Origin of the sequence: Pseudoruegeria sp. SK021, from assembly GCF_002119405.1 — a bacterium.
In the GTDB taxonomy this organism is placed as follows: Bacteria; Pseudomonadota; Alphaproteobacteria; order Rhodobacterales; family Rhodobacteraceae; genus Meridianimarinicoccus.
The window spans coordinates 11860-27306 of the sequence record NZ_MTBG01000037.1; the positions used below are offsets into that span (position 1 = coordinate 11860).

General features: G+C 58.7%; 17 protein-coding genes. 10 read left to right on the plus strand and 7 right to left on the minus strand.

Annotated elements, in window-relative coordinates; translation table 11 throughout:
- Positions 1-483 precede the first annotated feature (483 nt).
- From BV911_RS16050 to BV911_RS16075, 6 genes are all read right to left on the minus strand, one after another.
- Positions 484-1260: an SDR family NAD(P)-dependent oxidoreductase gene (locus tag BV911_RS16050; RefSeq protein ID WP_086054620.1), complete on the minus strand. Its 777-nt coding sequence runs from the start codon at positions 1258-1260 to the stop codon at positions 484-486.
- On the minus strand, positions 1257-2231 hold the full coding sequence (locus BV911_RS16055) for an NAD(P)-dependent oxidoreductase (RefSeq protein ID WP_086054621.1): 975 nt from the start codon (positions 2229-2231) through the stop codon (positions 1257-1259). The genes BV911_RS16050 and BV911_RS16055 overlap by 4 nt, the downstream gene beginning before the upstream one ends.
- Positions 2231-3679, minus strand: coding sequence for an amidohydrolase family protein (locus BV911_RS16060; protein WP_240512296.1), 1449 nt, complete (start codon positions 3677-3679; stop codon positions 2231-2233). Before BV911_RS16060 ends, BV911_RS16055 begins: the two co-directional genes overlap by 1 nt.
- Positions 3680-3694: 15 nt before the next feature.
- Positions 3695-4996: a TRAP transporter large permease gene (locus BV911_RS16065; RefSeq protein ID WP_086054623.1), complete on the minus strand. Its 1302-nt coding sequence runs from the start codon at positions 4994-4996 to the stop codon at positions 3695-3697.
- Entirely contained in the window at positions 4993-5511 is a 519-nt protein-coding gene (locus BV911_RS16070) for a TRAP transporter small permease subunit (RefSeq protein WP_240512299.1), read from the minus strand. The genes BV911_RS16065 and BV911_RS16070 overlap by 4 nt, the downstream gene beginning before the upstream one ends.
- A gap of 152 nt (positions 5512-5663) precedes the next feature.
- Positions 5664-6707, minus strand: a complete 1044-nt coding sequence (locus BV911_RS16075) for a TRAP transporter substrate-binding protein (protein ID WP_086054624.1) — start codon at positions 6705-6707, stop codon at positions 5664-5666.
- 296 nt (positions 6708-7003) lie between these two features.
- Between BV911_RS16075 and BV911_RS16080 the strand changes: the two genes are divergently transcribed.
- From BV911_RS16080 to BV911_RS20065, 9 genes are all read left to right on the plus strand, one after another.
- The gene (locus BV911_RS16080) at positions 7004-7747 is read left to right on the plus strand and encodes an aspartate/glutamate racemase family protein (RefSeq protein WP_086054638.1); all 744 of its coding nucleotides are present in this window, start codon (positions 7004-7006) and stop codon (positions 7745-7747) included.
- On the plus strand, positions 7675-8505 hold the full coding sequence (locus BV911_RS16085) for a GntR family transcriptional regulator (RefSeq protein WP_240512300.1): 831 nt from the start codon (positions 7675-7677) through the stop codon (positions 8503-8505). Before BV911_RS16080 ends, BV911_RS16085 begins: the two co-directional genes overlap by 73 nt.
- Positions 8506-8998: 493 nt before the next feature.
- Positions 8999-9355, plus strand: a complete 357-nt coding sequence (locus BV911_RS16090; RefSeq protein WP_240512302.1) for a hypothetical protein — start codon at positions 8999-9001, stop codon at positions 9353-9355.
- Positions 9356-9426: 71 nt separating this feature from the next.
- The gene (locus BV911_RS16095; protein ID WP_086054626.1) at positions 9427-10911 is read left to right on the plus strand and encodes a multicopper oxidase family protein; all 1485 of its coding nucleotides are present in this window, start codon (positions 9427-9429) and stop codon (positions 10909-10911) included.
- Between the two features lie 511 nt (positions 10912-11422).
- A complete protein-coding gene (locus tag BV911_RS16100) occupies positions 11423-11737 on the plus strand; it encodes a hypothetical protein (RefSeq protein WP_086054627.1) in 315 nt (104 codons plus the stop codon).
- The gene (locus tag BV911_RS16105) at positions 11734-12078 is read left to right on the plus strand and encodes a hypothetical protein (protein WP_086054628.1); all 345 of its coding nucleotides are present in this window, start codon (positions 11734-11736) and stop codon (positions 12076-12078) included. The genes BV911_RS16100 and BV911_RS16105 overlap by 4 nt, the downstream gene beginning before the upstream one ends.
- A gap of 12 nt (positions 12079-12090) precedes the next feature.
- A complete protein-coding gene (locus BV911_RS16110) occupies positions 12091-12951 on the plus strand; it encodes a hypothetical protein (RefSeq protein ID WP_086054629.1) in 861 nt (286 codons plus the stop codon).
- Positions 12952-13224: 273 nt separating this feature from the next.
- Complete coding sequence (locus BV911_RS16115) at positions 13225-13638, plus strand: hypothetical protein (RefSeq protein ID WP_086054630.1); 414 nt, start codon at positions 13225-13227, stop codon at positions 13636-13638.
- Positions 13639-13866: 228 nt separating this feature from the next.
- On the plus strand, positions 13867-14034 hold the full coding sequence (locus BV911_RS20065) for a hypothetical protein (protein WP_240512304.1): 168 nt from the start codon (positions 13867-13869) through the stop codon (positions 14032-14034).
- A 252-nt stretch (positions 14035-14286) separates the two neighbouring features.
- Here the strand turns inward: BV911_RS20065 and BV911_RS16125 are convergent, their stop codons facing one another.
- A complete protein-coding gene (locus tag BV911_RS16125) occupies positions 14287-14979 on the minus strand; it encodes a Crp/Fnr family transcriptional regulator (RefSeq protein ID WP_086054631.1) in 693 nt (230 codons plus the stop codon).
- Between the two features lie 20 nt (positions 14980-14999).
- Between BV911_RS16125 and BV911_RS16130 the strand changes: the two genes are divergently transcribed.
- On the plus strand, positions 15000-15404 hold the full coding sequence (locus BV911_RS16130) for a transposase (RefSeq protein WP_086054632.1): 405 nt from the start codon (positions 15000-15002) through the stop codon (positions 15402-15404).
- The last annotated feature ends 43 nt before the right edge of the window (positions 15405-15447 follow it).

A 15447-nucleotide genomic window follows, 5' to 3' on the forward strand; every position in this document is an offset into this window, starting at 1 on the left:
GGAATTTCGCTGGGTAACATTAGAACGCCGCGCTGAGGATATTCCGTCGTTTTTTTTTAAAGGTCCATGTTCAGACCCTTCAGATCGTCGGTCGCCACCAAGATGTACTACGTGCAGGTCTTCCCAAAGTTCTTAATTCCGTCGGCACCGTTCCGCGCTGGAATATGCCGCGGGATTGCTGCGCAAAGGGCAACACCGTGGTGTTTCCGCCCGCCACCGCCGAGCGCGTTCCCGTCGCGAACCCATCAGCTTAGATACTTTTCGCACCTTTGCGGCAGGCCCGTGCGTCCCTTGCGGCCGTTGCGAGCCCGGATCCACCGCGGAGCAGGCGATCAACATCATCCAGCTTTTTTGGCTCTCTGTCGTCTGGGTGCCGCAGTTTCCCATTACCATTACCATTGCCTTTGGGCGGTCGTGCGTGACCAAAATTTACACCTTTTGTCCTTACTGGAACCATGCAAATCAACGCTGATCCGGACCGGCTCAGGACGCCATCCAGCCTCCGTCAACGAATAGGTTGTGACCGGTCAGAAAGCTCGCGTCGTCGCTGGCAAGAAACAGTGCCGCGCTGGCGACGTCGGCGGGGGTTCCAAGGCGTGGCCACGGCGTGCGGCGCTCTGAGTAGTCGATCCATCGTGGCTCGACGGCGCGCCCGCTCTTGCCGGTCAGAATTTTTCCCGGAGCCACGGCGTTGGAAATGATGTAATGCGGACCATAGTCCGCCGCAATCTGGCGGGTCATATAGGCGATGCCGGCCTTGCTGACGCCGTAGGCAAAATCCTCTGGGGCACTGACATAGCCGTGCTGCGACGAAATATTGACAAGTCGTCCACGGGCTTCACCCCGTATTTCCTGTGTCAGCATCTGGCGAACAGCTGCCCGGGCGCAAAGATAGGCGCCTTTCAGGCTGACATCCATCACCCGGTCCCAGTCCGCTTCTTCGGTCTCTACCAGTGGTTTTCCGGCCCGAAGCACGGCGTTGTTGACAAGAATGTCGACCCGACCGAACTGGGCCACAGCCTGTGTCATCATGGCATCGACAGAGGCAGCCTGAGACACATCCGTCTGAATGAACAGGGCCGATCCGCCGGTTTCGGCGACAACCTCTGCGACGGGCCTGCCGCCTTCAACCACATCTTCGGTAATATCTGCTACGATCACTTGCGCGCCGTGCTCGGCGAATTTGCGGACGATGGCGCGCCCGATCCCGGACGATCCCCCGGTGACGATGGCAATGCGGCCTGCGAGGCGTTGAGTCACGAGGAAAGCTCCTTGGTTCGTTGATCACAGTTAAGCCAATCGATCCAGTCGCCTGCCGCCGCGTGAAGATCCGTATGACGGTTCGGCACCAAAGACCGCAGGCGATCCGTCGCCAGTGCTGGGCGGTCGGAGTCATAGCCGTAGCGGACACTGGGCACAGCAGCATCTATGCGCCACTGGAAATCAGGAAAATGCAGAGCCAGAACCGCGCACCAGTCGGGCAACGTGGTGATCGTGCCTGCCCCGATATGGACGATCTCAGGCAGTGGCCCGGCATAGGTGGCGAGCGCGGCGATGTGCGCGGCGGCATCGCGGGAGTAACACCAGTCGGCGGGGATGGGGCGCGGCAGAACAACCCTCTCACCGGCCCGGGCGGCCATCAGACTCTGATGATGCGGGCTGGTTACGGCGCGGCTGCGCGACGCGTGCTCAAATGGCCCGAAGATCGGTCCGACCCTCAGGACGCACAGATTCACGCCTGCGGGGCCTGCCAATCTCCGGAGGCTCATCTCCGCGGAGAATTTCCCGATGGCGTACAGGCTGACCGGCGCGGGCCGGGTATGGTCTTCGTGGTATCGCCCGTCGGGTTCAGGTTCGGCGGTTCCGTAGACGGAGATCGAAGAAAGCTGCATCATCGACCGGATTCCATTGGCCGACGCCGCCTGCAATATACGGACGGCCCCCAGCAAATTGACATCAAGCACGAGTTCGGGGTCTGTTTCTTCCAGTGCGGCGTCGGGTGTGATCGCTGCGGCGTTGACCACATGGGTCAGCCCTTTGCCGTGGAGGCTGCGATCAAGGCTGGAACGGTCGCGCAGATCGGCCGTCACATGGTCGAACAGCGGTCCGAAGGTTTCGGTGGAAGAAGGCGCGCGTTGATCGAGGCCAAGCACGGAAACGCCGCGTGCCCCGAGGGCTTCGCATATGGCGGCCCCGACAAAGCCGGCTGCACCGGTGACAAGAACCCGCATCAGTACCCCGCCTCGTTGATATGGGTGTGAAGTGCCGTGGCGATCTCGGATGCCTTTGATGGCGCGTCTGGCCCTGCCAGCCGGACGGCGGTCGCCATGCGCGCGGCGTCACCCGATGTCTTTCCCGCCGGATCCCCCCGTTGATATCGAACCTCACCTTCGACCATGGTCATCAGCGTGTCGTCACCCGTGCAACGCGCGATGACGAGGTCGAGAAGGTCGCAATCCGGATCAAGATAGACCCCGCGTGCCTTTGATGGATCGAGCGCAATCAAATCCGCACGGCAACCGCGGTCTATCAACCCGCAATCGGGTTGAAAAATAGCTTTGGCGCCGTTCCGGGTTCCCATCGCCAAGGCAAAGCGACTGGAGGCTCCGGCGGTAGAGGCCCCGGTCCCGCGAGCCAGTAGGCCACCGAGGCGAAGCTCTGAAAGATAGTCTTCGTTGTCGTCCAGCCCGCAGTTGTCGGTCCCAAGGGCAATTGGCAGTCCGGCCTCACGCCAATCTGCCAGAGCCGGAACACCGTTGTGCAGCCGCATGTTGGCACCGGGATTGGCAACGATGACCAAGCCGAGCCGGAGGGCTGCGGCAATGTCTGCGGGTCTCGCCTGCACAAAATGCGCGGCGCTGACCGATGTTTCAAACAGACCGAGGTGCTCCAGCCGCGTCAGCACACCCTCGGGATAAAGCGCATCGGCAGCCTGTCGCTGAGCCGGGGACTCAAGCAAATGAAAATGGATGCCGGCGCCGGTGCCCGCGGCATGGCTGGCAATCTCACGCCACGCTCTGTCGCTGACCCATTGCGGCCCAGCCGGTCCGTAGGCCAGCGAGATGGTCGGATGGTTGGCATACTCGGCCAACAATCGGTCCATCAAATTCAGGGTCGCATCCAACGGAAGATAGGCTGGCTTGGCTTTGGCGAGTAAAGCTTGTGCCCCCAAAGACAGCGTTTCGCGGAAGGCCGTTTCGTCCGCGGGCGGATAGATCAGCCCCCCACGATCCGCGAAGCCGACACAAACCGTGGCGCGCAGACCTGCTTCATCGTAGGCGCGAAGAACACCGCGCAACTCCGCCTCGTAGTCGCCGCTGCCATAGCTGTAGTTGGCGTGCAGTGTGGCGGTCACCCCATTGGCCAACATCGACTGCGCGGCCAGACGCGTCAAAAGATACGCATCCGGCACTCCGCGCCCGCGTCGCCGGGCGATCCAAGGCTCAAGTTGGTCGTCAGGATATCCGAGCTGGATCTGGCTGAGCCCGCGCCCGTGTTGATGGGCGTTGACGAACCCGGGAAGCAGGATCGCATCGCCCAGATCCATAACATCTGTCTGCGGATATTTCTGCCGTAGTCCACGGGGCGGCCCGAGATCGACAATCCGCCCTTCGGATATCAGCACCGCACCGGGACACAGGGGCGCCTGTGTCCCCCCGGGGACAACATGTTTGGCCAATACGAGTTTCATCGGTCAGAAAAGCAACTCTGGAAGCCACAGCACCAGCCCCGGAACGAATATCAGCATCACGGTAAAGGCCAGCATCAGGATGACGAACGGGAGCGATCCCCAAATCACGTCCATGATAGAGCCGCGCATGCGCACGCCCTGCACGATGTATAGGTTCATGCCGATGGGGGGCGTGATCAGTCCTGTTTCCATCATCAAGACAAGAAAGATTCCGAACCACACCGGGTCGATCCCAAGGTTCAAAATCAGCGGGAAAACGACAGGAAGGGTAGCGATCATCATGGAAAGCGTCTCCATGAAACAGCCAAGAACCAGATAGAACAGGATCAGAAGAAACAGAACCTGAATGGGGCCGGCACCCAATTCGACAACGTATCTGGTCAGCGTTTGCGGGATGCCGAGCATGCCGATGACGAAGTTCAGAAACTGTGCGCCAACCAAGATCAGGAGGATCATTGCAGAGATCCGCACTGTCGAAATCATTGCCTCGTGAAGCACGGAAAGGTTCAGGCGGCGCTTGGCCAGAGCAACGACAAGGGCGCAGGTGACACCGATCGCCGCGGACTCTGTGGGGGTTGCCCAGCCGCCATAGATCACACCCATGACCACAGCGAAGATCGCCAGTGGTGGCAAAATCTCTAACAGCGACCGAAGCTTTTCCTGCATGGGGCGGGCTGGCAACGTCGGTCCGGCAACGCTGGGCCGAAACAGGGCAATGCCAGCAATTAACCCCATGAAGGCGAGGGTCAGCGCGATGCCGGGGACGATACCTGCCGCGAAAAGTTGGCCAATCGACGTGTTCGTCATCGAACCGTAGATGATCATGTTGATGGAGGGTGGGATCAAAATCCCCAAGGTCGCACCGGCGGCGATGGTCCCCGCGGTGAGGCGTTCATCGTATTTGCGCTCTGTCAAAATGGGGATGGCAACGTTGCCGATGGTGGCGGCGGTAGCGACAGAGGATCCAGAAACGGCGGCAAAGACGGCGCTTGCGCCGATATTGGAGTGCAAAAGCCCCCCCGGCAAGCGCCGCAACCAGTCTGAAAGACAGCGATAAAGCCCATCGGCCACGCCAGAACGCACCAGAATTTCGCCGAGAAAAACAAACAGCGGGATTGCAGTGAGAATGAAATCGTTCTGACCGCTCCATATCTGATTTCCAAAGGTCATCAGAACGGGCCATCCCATGGTCAGCATGGCGCCGACAAAGGCCGTCAGGAACATCGCGACGGCCACCGGTAGGCCGACCAACATGAGCCCCAGCATCAACATGAAGCCAAGGGCCGCCTCTCCGACGCCGATCATTTGGCACCTCTTACGGACGTCTCAATGCATTCCTCTTCGAGTATCTCGGTCACCGTCTTCAGCCCGTACAATTTGTTCACCTGTTCCCGGTTGCGATAAAAAAGGATTGTGGCGTGTACGAAGAGCGCGGTCGTGACGACTGCGAAAACAATGAGTCCAAACACCCAAATACTCTGCGGTAGCCAAAGGGGCGTCATCAGGGGCGTGCCGGATAGCGACTTGAACTCGATACTTTCCATCAGCGCCGCCCATCCACGCCACGCCATGAACAATGCCATAAGCATGGTGCCAAACATGGCGAGCAAGTTCAGTATCGCGCGAGGACCAGATGCGACGCGCTCGACCAGGATTTCCACACGAGTATGGGCCCGCTCCAGCGCCGCAAGCGAAAACCCGAAAGCGCCGACAATGGCCAGTGTGTAACCGCCCAACTCGTCACTGCCTTGCAACGAAAAATTGGCGAACCGTCGCAACAATATTTCTGCGGTGATCGTCAGGCTGAGGAAAAGAAGCATGTACCCGCCTAGCAGTGCCAGGAAGCGAGCCACGGGCATGAGGGTTTTCGCGACCCTGCTATCTTGAGACACTGATAAGCTCCGGCAATGGCTTTGTCTGAAAGGGCGGCATCGGTCCGATGCCGCCCCGGTTTCGCATTTATCGTGCGGGGTTACTGAATGGTCAGACCAGCGGCAGCGCCGGCAGTTTCGTTCCAAGTCGCAGAACAGGCCGGGTCAACATTGTTACATGTCTCTTTCCAGATCGGCAGGACCACTGTTTCCGCAATTTCCTTGATCTTCGCCTTGTCCTCATCGGTGATCTCGACAAGCGTCATCGAAAATTTCGTGTGGTTCGAACAACTGTCAGCCCCGGTATTACAGGCAACGGCATCGTCGTTTGCCGAGGTCGCAAGATCCCACAACTGATTTTCGAGTTCCTTGAACTGAACTTCCAGTGCCGCGCGCTCTTCTTCAGAGAATGCCATCCAAGTATCGAGGTTGATGAAGTGACCCTGCACTGAACCTGACACAGACAGGGGCAATTGATGGGTGGTGACTTCTGGCCAGTTTCCGGTGTTTCCGGACGTCGGAGACGTCACACCACAAGAGACGACACCGCGCTGGAGCGATGGGTAAACCTCGGAAAACTGCAGAGTTACCGGCGTTGCGCCCAGAGATTCCAACATGGCGGACATGGATGGGGTGAAGCTGCGCACCTTCAACCCGGCGAGATCGTCAAGCGTTTCGATCGGTTCGTTGCAGTAAAACACCTGCGGGCCAAACGGCCACAATGTCACCACCTTGGCGTTGAACTTCTCCTGCAGGCGCTGGTCAAACACTTCGCGGTAGGCGTCGACAACAGTCCGCAGCGACGACATATCCGTTGCCACACCGATCAGATCAACGCCTTCGAAGAACGGGTCATCCCGCGACGCCATACCGATCTGTACCGACATCACATCAAAGGCGCCGCTGCGCAGCAGGCGCAGAGCATCCGGCGCTTTGACGCCAACCACATCCATTGGATTGTAGTTCACCTCCATCTCGACACCCGCCTCATCGCCAAGGCTGTCAAAGAATGCCTCCTCGATCGATACCTGTTTGGTGTTTTGTGAAAAGTTACCCGCGACACGCAGTGATTGCTGTGCTGCCGCGAACCCGGGTGCCGCGACGAGCGCGGCCAAGACGAGGCCAGAGAGGACGTGATGGCGCATGAAAAAACCCTTCCGTTTGAATTCAGTTTCCCTGAATTGAACTCTTTGCAGGCTCGTATCGATTGGCCATGCAATAACTTGGTTTGATGCCGTGGATTCTGTCCAAGATATGTCTATGCTCACTTTTTACGCATAAACGGCGCACCACAAGCTATTTTCTATGCGATTAGTTGAATTTTTCCCAAATCTAACAGATGTAGTTGCAGCAGCGTTACGACGGGAGGCAGATGGTGCTTCTAAGCGGCGTCGAAAAATGAATACAATCTTGCCTTGTCGCGTCTCATATGGGTTTTCGCATGCACACTGATCGTACCTCCTCACACCCTACCCTTATCGGCATGCTGACGCCGTCCTCAAACACGGTAGTAGAGCCTTACACCGCCGCTATGGCCTGGCCTCTGTTCCCCGAGGTTTCGGTACATTTCGGCCGTTTTCGTGTCACACGGATTGCCTTGGATGAAGGCTCGAACCAGCAGTTCGCGCTGGATCCGATCCTTGCTGCCGCAGATCTGCTAGCCGACGCCAATGTCACCACCATTGCTTGGAATGGCACTTCTGCCAGTTGGCTGGGCTTTGACACCGACGAGCGGCTTTGCACGGCGTTGCGCGAGCGCACGGGCGCGAAATCGACAAGCGCCATCCTCAGCCTGAACCGGCTCTTGGAAAAGTTCAATGTCAGGAAACTGGGACTTGTCACGCCTTACACGGCTGATGTCCAGAAACGCATCATCGCAAACTACGCCAGCGTAGGGATAGAGATCACGTCCGAGCGGCATGCCGATCTTGCAGACAATTTTTCCTTTGCCGAAGTCAGCGAGGCCGACGTTGAAAGGATGTGCCGGGAAGTCGCCCGGGACAAACCCGACGCAATCGCGATTGTTTGCACAAACATGCGCGGCCCCTTCGTCGCGGCCAAGTTGGAGAGGGAACTGGGAATTCCTGTTCTCGACTCCGTCGCGTTTACCCTATGGGGTTGCCTGAAAGAATCCGGGATCGACACCCTGCCACTTTCGGACTTTGGCATGATGTTCTCGCAGTGAACCGCGGTGATACCGAAGCGAGAAAGCCGGAAGGAAAAATGGTGAACCACAATCTGGATGGCGCCGTGGAGAAGGTGATCGCCAACAGCGAATTTACCCTTCATGAAAACCTCGTCGCGGGCCTGCGGCAACTGGTGATCGATGGTGTATTGGCCAGCGGCCAACGCATCCCCGAAGCGGAGCTTTGCCAACGCTTCGGCGTTTCCCGGACACCGTTGCGCGAGGCATTAAAGGTTCTTGGTGCGCAAGGTCTGATGCAGCTTCGCCCCAACCGGGGGGCGATTGTCACGCCACTCGACCCGGGCGATATCCTGCCGATTTTTGAGGTGAAGGGCGCACTGGAACGGTTGATCGGGCTGTCGGCTGCCGAGCGCGCCAACGATATGGACATCGACGCTATGTCCGCGCTGCATCTTGAACTGGGTGCGGCGCTTCAAAAAGGCGACATTCGCCAATACACAGAGTTGAACTACGCATTCCACAAAAGGTTGTCTCAAATTCCCCGAAATGCGCACCTGCGCCAGTCCTACGATGACTTGCAACAAAGAATTTGGCGCTATCGTTTTCTCGTCAACGAGAGCTTTTCACGCGTCGCAGACTCCTTTGCCGAACACGAGCAGATCATGATTGCCCTACGGGCCCGGACGCCGCTTGATCTGGCCGCACGGCTCGAAAGCCACAATGCGCGGACATGCGAGGCGATGACCGATGCCGCGAGAGGCGCTGCGCAGGACCCCCGGTTTGGTGCGATTGCTTAGACCAGAGGTGGCTTGGATCTTCGACCAGTTTGCCGCCGGGCTAAGCTATCGCATGGGTGAGGTTGTTGCGTTAACCGGCGTTGGGTTGCTCGCGTCGGGGTATGGATACCGCCATCGGTGTTGAACAAACCATCAGCGCCTTCGGATATGCCTCATGCCACAGCCCGGACACCATCACAGGCGGTTCCCTAACGGCCAGCGTGCGCTTACTCACTTATCAAACTTCCCGCAAAGCGGTTCCTGACGAAAGTTATAAACAGATGGGGTATGCCCCAAGCTCATTCGAAATACCCGGGCTTATCTGCGACACGCCTTTGTGCTTCGCTTGCAGACAGACCAAATGCTCGAAACATAGACAAGAATGGCCGGGATTTCCGCGTCACGTCGCTCGGCTGTGAAGCCAGGTACGGCGCTTTCGTACCCGTCGACGATGGCAGCCTTACCTTCCTTCGCGACAATGGACATTTTTGTGAGCAATGACTACTTGTGAGAAATGTTCGCACGCGTCACCACCATGTTTGCCATTTTTGCGCTAACCGTGATTACAACGGTCGCTTCCGCGCATGCTGCACGCATGGGCGTCATGCCTGATCAAGCAATGCACGTCAGCGCAATGACATCCGCATCCGACAATAACGAATTTTCTTGTGTCGGTGAACAGCACTGTGGATCTACTGATGCCGGTATATGTGACTTTGTTTGCACGGGCTTTTCGGTTTTTCTGACGTCGTCAGGCCAGCAAGCTGCGCAGGACTTCGGGCCTGTCAGCCATGATATCCCTGCGGGGGTGATCCATGCCGGTTGGGCACCCGGATTGGACGAACGTCCTCCCAAACTCAGTCTTCTCTGATCGCGCCCGAGCTAAGGCTCGCGCTGCTCCATCGGTATTTTTAACGGGACGCACTGTCCCGAGGAGACGACATGAACACCTTTTCCCGACGCGGCTTTCTTGCCGCAAGTGCCGCGGCACTTGCTTCCGCTCACCTTCCACGCGCCGCCATGGCGCAGTCCAGAGCGCCCCTCGCTCTGTCCGCCACAACCCGCACCCTCGATATTGGCGGTCGCGCAGCCACTGTCTTTGGTCTGTCCGGCCCCAATGGGCAAGGTCTGGTTCTTGATCCCGGACAACGGTTCCGGGTTGATCTGTCCAACGATCTCGACATCGAGACCATCATTCACTGGCATGGACAGATCCCGCCCAACGCGCAGGATGGCGTACCCAACATGCCGATGCCCCTTCTCGCACCTGGTGAAACCCGTTCCTATGATTTCGAGACCCGGCCGGGCACCCATTGGATGCACAGCCATGTGCCCACTCAAGAGATGCAATTACTTGCGGCACCTTTGATCGTTCGTTCGCCAGAAGATCTGAGCGCCGACCGGCAGGAGGTCACGCTGTTCCTGCACGACTTCTCGTTCAAGTCCCCCGAGGAGGTTTTGGCCGAAATCAACGACGGGCATGATGTCGGACAAGGTTCCAGTTCTGACGTGCCGCCCAAACATGGGATGACGATGCCGGGGATGGATCACGGCGCAATGGGGAACATGCCGATGGACGGCATGATGGGCATGGACGGCATGGCCATGGATCTGAACGACTATGACTGGGACGCCTACCTCGCGAATGACCGGACCCTCTCGGACCCCGAGGTGGTACAGGTCGAGCGCGGCGGTCGTATCCGGCTGCGGGTCATCAACGCCGCTGCGGCCACGGTGTTCTGGATTGAGACCGGGCAAGCGCAGGCACGCCTCGTTGCGGTGGACGGACATGCCATTCACCCTCTTTCTGGCAGTCGGTTCGGTCTGGCAATGGGACAACGCCTTGATCTCGAGATCGACCTGCCGAACGAAGGTGGGGCTTGGCCCATCCTTGCATTGCGCGAAGGCGCACGTGAGCGCACCGGCCTGATCCTTGCCACGCAAGGCGCCGAAGTCCGCCGCATTCCGGCGCTGGCAGAGGTAGACGCGCCTGCCTTCGACATTGATCTTGCGCAAGAATCGCAATTGGTCGCACGGGATGCCCTGCCGGATCGACCGGTGGACCGCAGCCAGATGCTTATGCTGGGCGGCTCGATGCAGCCCTATGGCTGGACGATCAACGGAGACGTCTGGGGCCAGCATCGTCCGGTTGTCGCGCGCAGTGGCGAACGTGTCGTGCTGTCGTTCCACAACATGTCAATGATGGCCCATCCCATGCATCTGCACGGTCATGTATTTCAGGTCGTCGGATTGAATGGCCGTGCGGTATCTGGCGCGCTGCGGGACACGGTTCACGTGCCGCCGATGGCGATGGTCGATGTTGCACTCGATGCGGGCGAGGCCGCGCGCTGGATGCTGCATTGCCATCACATGCCCCACCTCGCTTCGGGAATGATGACAGAGTTCGCGGTTACGGCTTCGGTCTGACCTGAGAATGGGCGCACGAACCAAGCGCCCATTACAATGCACCCTCGCTCAACCCTTCGGTTTTGTCCCTTCTAAATCGCAGGGATCGGGCAACAGGCGCCCCCTGCAACAAGATCTAATGCGGAAAACGCCATGAGGAACGGAAACGAAAGGGGCTAGGGGATGGGGGCCGAAATGGGCTTCGGTTTGATCGCTTGCCGTCTGGGTCTTGCGCTCATCGCTTGGCCATACCGTCCGTCACCCCACAGGTAGAGGCGCTGGTTATGCGCATGCCTGTCGAGGCATTCACATTAGCGGCTTAACCTGAACGGATTGCGCTGGGTCGATACCGGATTGCGCAGGGAACAGTCTTTGCAAACCCCCTATCCAGTGGTCGGGACTAACATGCGTCAGTTCTCGTCCACTGCTTCTGATGTAGAAAAGGATAATTCGTTCGACTGCTCTGGCCCTGGATCGCAGCGGGCGCAGGCAATGGTGAGCGAGGCATCTGCCAACATTGCGGGGACCTGAAATGAACATTCGCTCATCCAGATCGACGGTGACGTTTGTCAACGCGTTTGACCTGTCAGGTTACCCGGACGAATTGCCGGCAGGCGACTACGAAATACTTGTCGAAGAAGAAATCCTCCATGGGCTGAGCTTCGAGGCTTATCGACGGACGGCAACCTACCTGATGGTGCACGGCAAGGGCGGTCGTGGGGGTCGAACAGAGATGCGCATGATTACCGAAAGCGACCTGAATGGGGCGCTGAGGCGGGATCAGGCCATGACCGAAAAACGCAATCACAGCGACGCGGCGCTTTCTCCGCAGGAGGACATTAAATGAATTTCCCCGAATGGCTTAAACCCGGTATCTACGGTGCCGCGATCGGCGCAGTGTTCGTCGGCGTCGTCGGATTTTCTTGGGGCGGCTGGGTGACAGGCGGAACCGCGCATGACCAGGCAATGGCGATGTCCCATGACGGTGTCGTTGCATCCATGGTGCCGGTCTGCCTTGATATGGCGCAGTCCGATCCGGCGCGAGCGAACAAACTGGAAACGATCCAAGCCGCTTCGACCTATAAGCGGCGCGATGCCCTTATGGCAGCAGGCTGGGCGACGGTACCGGGTTCCGATGCTCCGAGCCGGGATATCGCGCAAGCCTGTCTTACCGTACTAGAGCTCTGAGCAGGCAAGTTCATGGCACATGCAGATTATTTTCCGGTGCCACATTTGGAAAAAACCGGCCGTGAAAGGCAGGGACGCGGTCGGTCGTCGACAAGAGGTCCGCTGGCCCGGCTGATTGCGAAATTCGCAGTCGTCGCCGGTGTGATTGCATGTCTCGCCTCGCCCGTTTTGGCGCAGGATGGCACTGGTGCGCCACCCGAGAACGCTCAGGCGCGTAACTATGGTGGCGGCTGGGTCTGTGACCGTGGCTACCGGGTGGAGGGTGCCGGATGCCTTGCAATCGCCATCCCGGAGAATGCCTATGCCACCGGACGCCCCTTCGGGAGCGGCTGGGCGTGCGGCCGTGGGTATGAAGAGGTGAGCGGGACATCTTGCAATCCGATCCCGGTGCCAGCCAACGCCTTCCTTCGGTCCTTCGGCTATGATTGGGAATGCGTTCGAGGATATCTGCAGAAGCGGGACGCATGCGAGCTCATCGTTCTGCCTGCGGATGCCTATCTGACGGAGGGCACTTCGGCGACGGGTTGGACCTGCATTCGCGGCTTCACAGCCGAAGCGGGGAGGTGCCTGCCGATTGCGGTTCCAAAGAACGGCTACCTCACCAATGCCAGCTATGGGGCTGCCTGGGCGTGCGAGAGAGGGTTCGTTGAGACAAGAGGGCGTTGCGACGCCATTGTTGTACCCGCAAATGCTTTTCTTGTTCAGGACTCTGATGGGCTAGGATGGCGCTGTGACCGCGGCTATGAACTTTTGGCCGACGCATGTGTCGTCATCGACCTCGCCGAAAACGCTCATCTTGACCAATCCGGTAATCGGTGGCGTTGCAACCGCGGCTTCCAGCTTTCCGACGGAGCGTGCATCCTTGGAAGATAATAACGACAAAAATTTCTATCGAAAATAGCGAACCCAGAGCCGAGAAACGCGAAGTGACGCCAAATTCAGCGCCACCCTGAAACCTTTACAGGCTTCGCTCAGCTACACCGGAAAAGGCCACGTCGATGTAAGACCAGACCGATAAGACGGTTGCCGTTTTCGCCCGACACTTCACCTTCCCGGGCTTTGACGAGGCGCTGCCAGCTTCGGTTGGGTCGGAACCTTAACGTCGGCCAATTCGGCCATTCAACCTGCGCCATCAAGGAACCCGTCATGGCACAAACCACGACACAACTTGGACAAGACCCGCAATACGATCCGTTTCTGTGCGCGCCCATCGGCGAGGATCACCGCGGCAGCAGCGTCACCGTTCTATCGATGCTCTCCCGGCTCGGCGTCGACCCATGGAACGAAGCATCCGCGCTTTCCAGGTTGCCCAGAGGGGCGGCAACACAAAGGCTGAAGGCGTTAATGGCACGGTTCACCGACGTTTCTATCCCTGTTTCAGATCGGGACAGGATTGTTGAGAAGATCCTTACTTTTTTACCAAGACCGGAGACATCGTCGAGATGGTCTTCGGACGGCACATCGGCCAAGCTTGCGAGGCCATCGCAGGGTTCCCGGCTCTACTGGATCGTCGCAGCGGCATTGGTTCTTGGCTTGGTCGCCATGCTGGCGCAGGGTTAGTGAGATGCACCACTGCGCGCACAAACGCCAAACTGCAAAGGGGCTCTGAATGACTGCAGATGACATCCTATGGGATCTGGAAGAAGCTTTTGGACACAAGGTGCCGACAGCGCCCGTCAGGCGACGGCAAATGGTGCCGTTTTCGTCGTGCCCTTTCCAGCGGGAATTCTTCAGGGAGATGCACTTTGGAAAGAAAAGGACGTCGCTCAGCGGTGGCGTTCTGTCGTGATGAGCGAGCGTTACCTCTCGTCCAAAGACAACATCGCCGTGTTGGCCTATCGCGTCTCCGCCGAGCGGCGCGGCGAATTGATCTATGAGGCACTCTGTACTTCGACCTACCTGAAGGACGATGACAAATGGCTGCGTCTTGCGCACCAGCAGACCCCGCTGAGTTAATCGCAAGGGTTGCCTTGGGCGACCCCGGCGAGCCGATACGAATTTGTGGCGTCCGAGGCGCGTGGCAAAGACGTACCTGTTGCGGGAACCCACGCCCCACCGGTGCCAATCCGCGAGGCATTTTGACGTCATCTTGGCCCACATCGCCGGATTCTGCGAGCCGGGCAGCGACACCGCCAATGCCGACGAAATGGCGCTGTTTGTCCTGATCCTGATTGGCCGCGTCTAACCGCAAGCCAAAGCTGCACGACTTCAAGAAAGAAGTGGTCCCGTCTGATCCATGTAAGACGGTTCGAACTGGGCGAAATTGGCAAGTTGATCATAGTCGCCGAACGCGACGAACCCATCGCGAAACGTGACCAGTCCACGTTCGCGCAACTGCCGCAAGACACGGTTGACATGGACGGCGCTGAGGCCAAGCGCGTCGGCCAGAAGATACTGCGTCAGCGGGCAGGCATAGCCTTCTTTGCTTCCCAGTCCGACCAAGGCAAGCCGCGCGCCGAGTTCCAGCAGGAAATGCGCCAGACGCGCGGCCGCATCGCGGCGACCAATGTTCACAAGATGCTCGACCACCATCGCTTCATCGCGGGACGCGGCCCAAAGCATTGCCGTGGCCAGTCGAGGCGTCTGCGCAAACGCGGCCAGAAGGTCAGCGACATGGATTTCCGTCACTTCGATGTCCGTCACGGGCTCTATGCTGTGATCCGACACGTTCAAAAGGACGCTACGCAACCCTAGGAAATCGCCGGGGATCTGAAAATCCACAATTTGCCGCTGCCCGTCCTCAACCAGCTTGTACGAACAGGCCCAGCCAGAGGCGAGGATATAGGCGGCTTGGTCCAATTGGCCCTGATGAACAAGATCGCGCCCCGCCACAAAAGTAAGCGGCGGCTGGAACTCACCTTCTTCTGATTCCAGGTTTCTGCGACTTGGTTCCTGTTGGATAACAGGAAGCGAGTTTCTCCATGGAGACTACATCTGAGTTTCTCAGGTCATTGGGCGTTACGATCTCCCAAACTGGCCGCCGGACCTGGCCGGATGCGGTGAAGGCGCGGGCGGTGGCGGAGACGTTGCTGCCGGGAGCGTCGGTGAATGATGTTGCGGCGAAGTATGGCGTGCGTGCGAACCACGTATCGGAATGGCGGCGGCTGGCCCGGGATGGCCGTCTTGTTTTGCCCGCGCCGTCGATAGACACCGAGTTTGCCGCGTTGGTGCTATGTGATGCCGAGATTACGCCGCCGTTTGACAGGGCGGAACGACAGCCGGCTCCAATTGAGGTTGTCACCGGGTCGGTAACGATCAAATTGGACACGTTGACCCCTGCAGGCCGGATCGCCGAAATCGTGCGGGCTCTTGGAGAGGGCGAATGATCTTTCCATCGCATCGGGTGCGCATCTTGGTGGCGACGCAGCC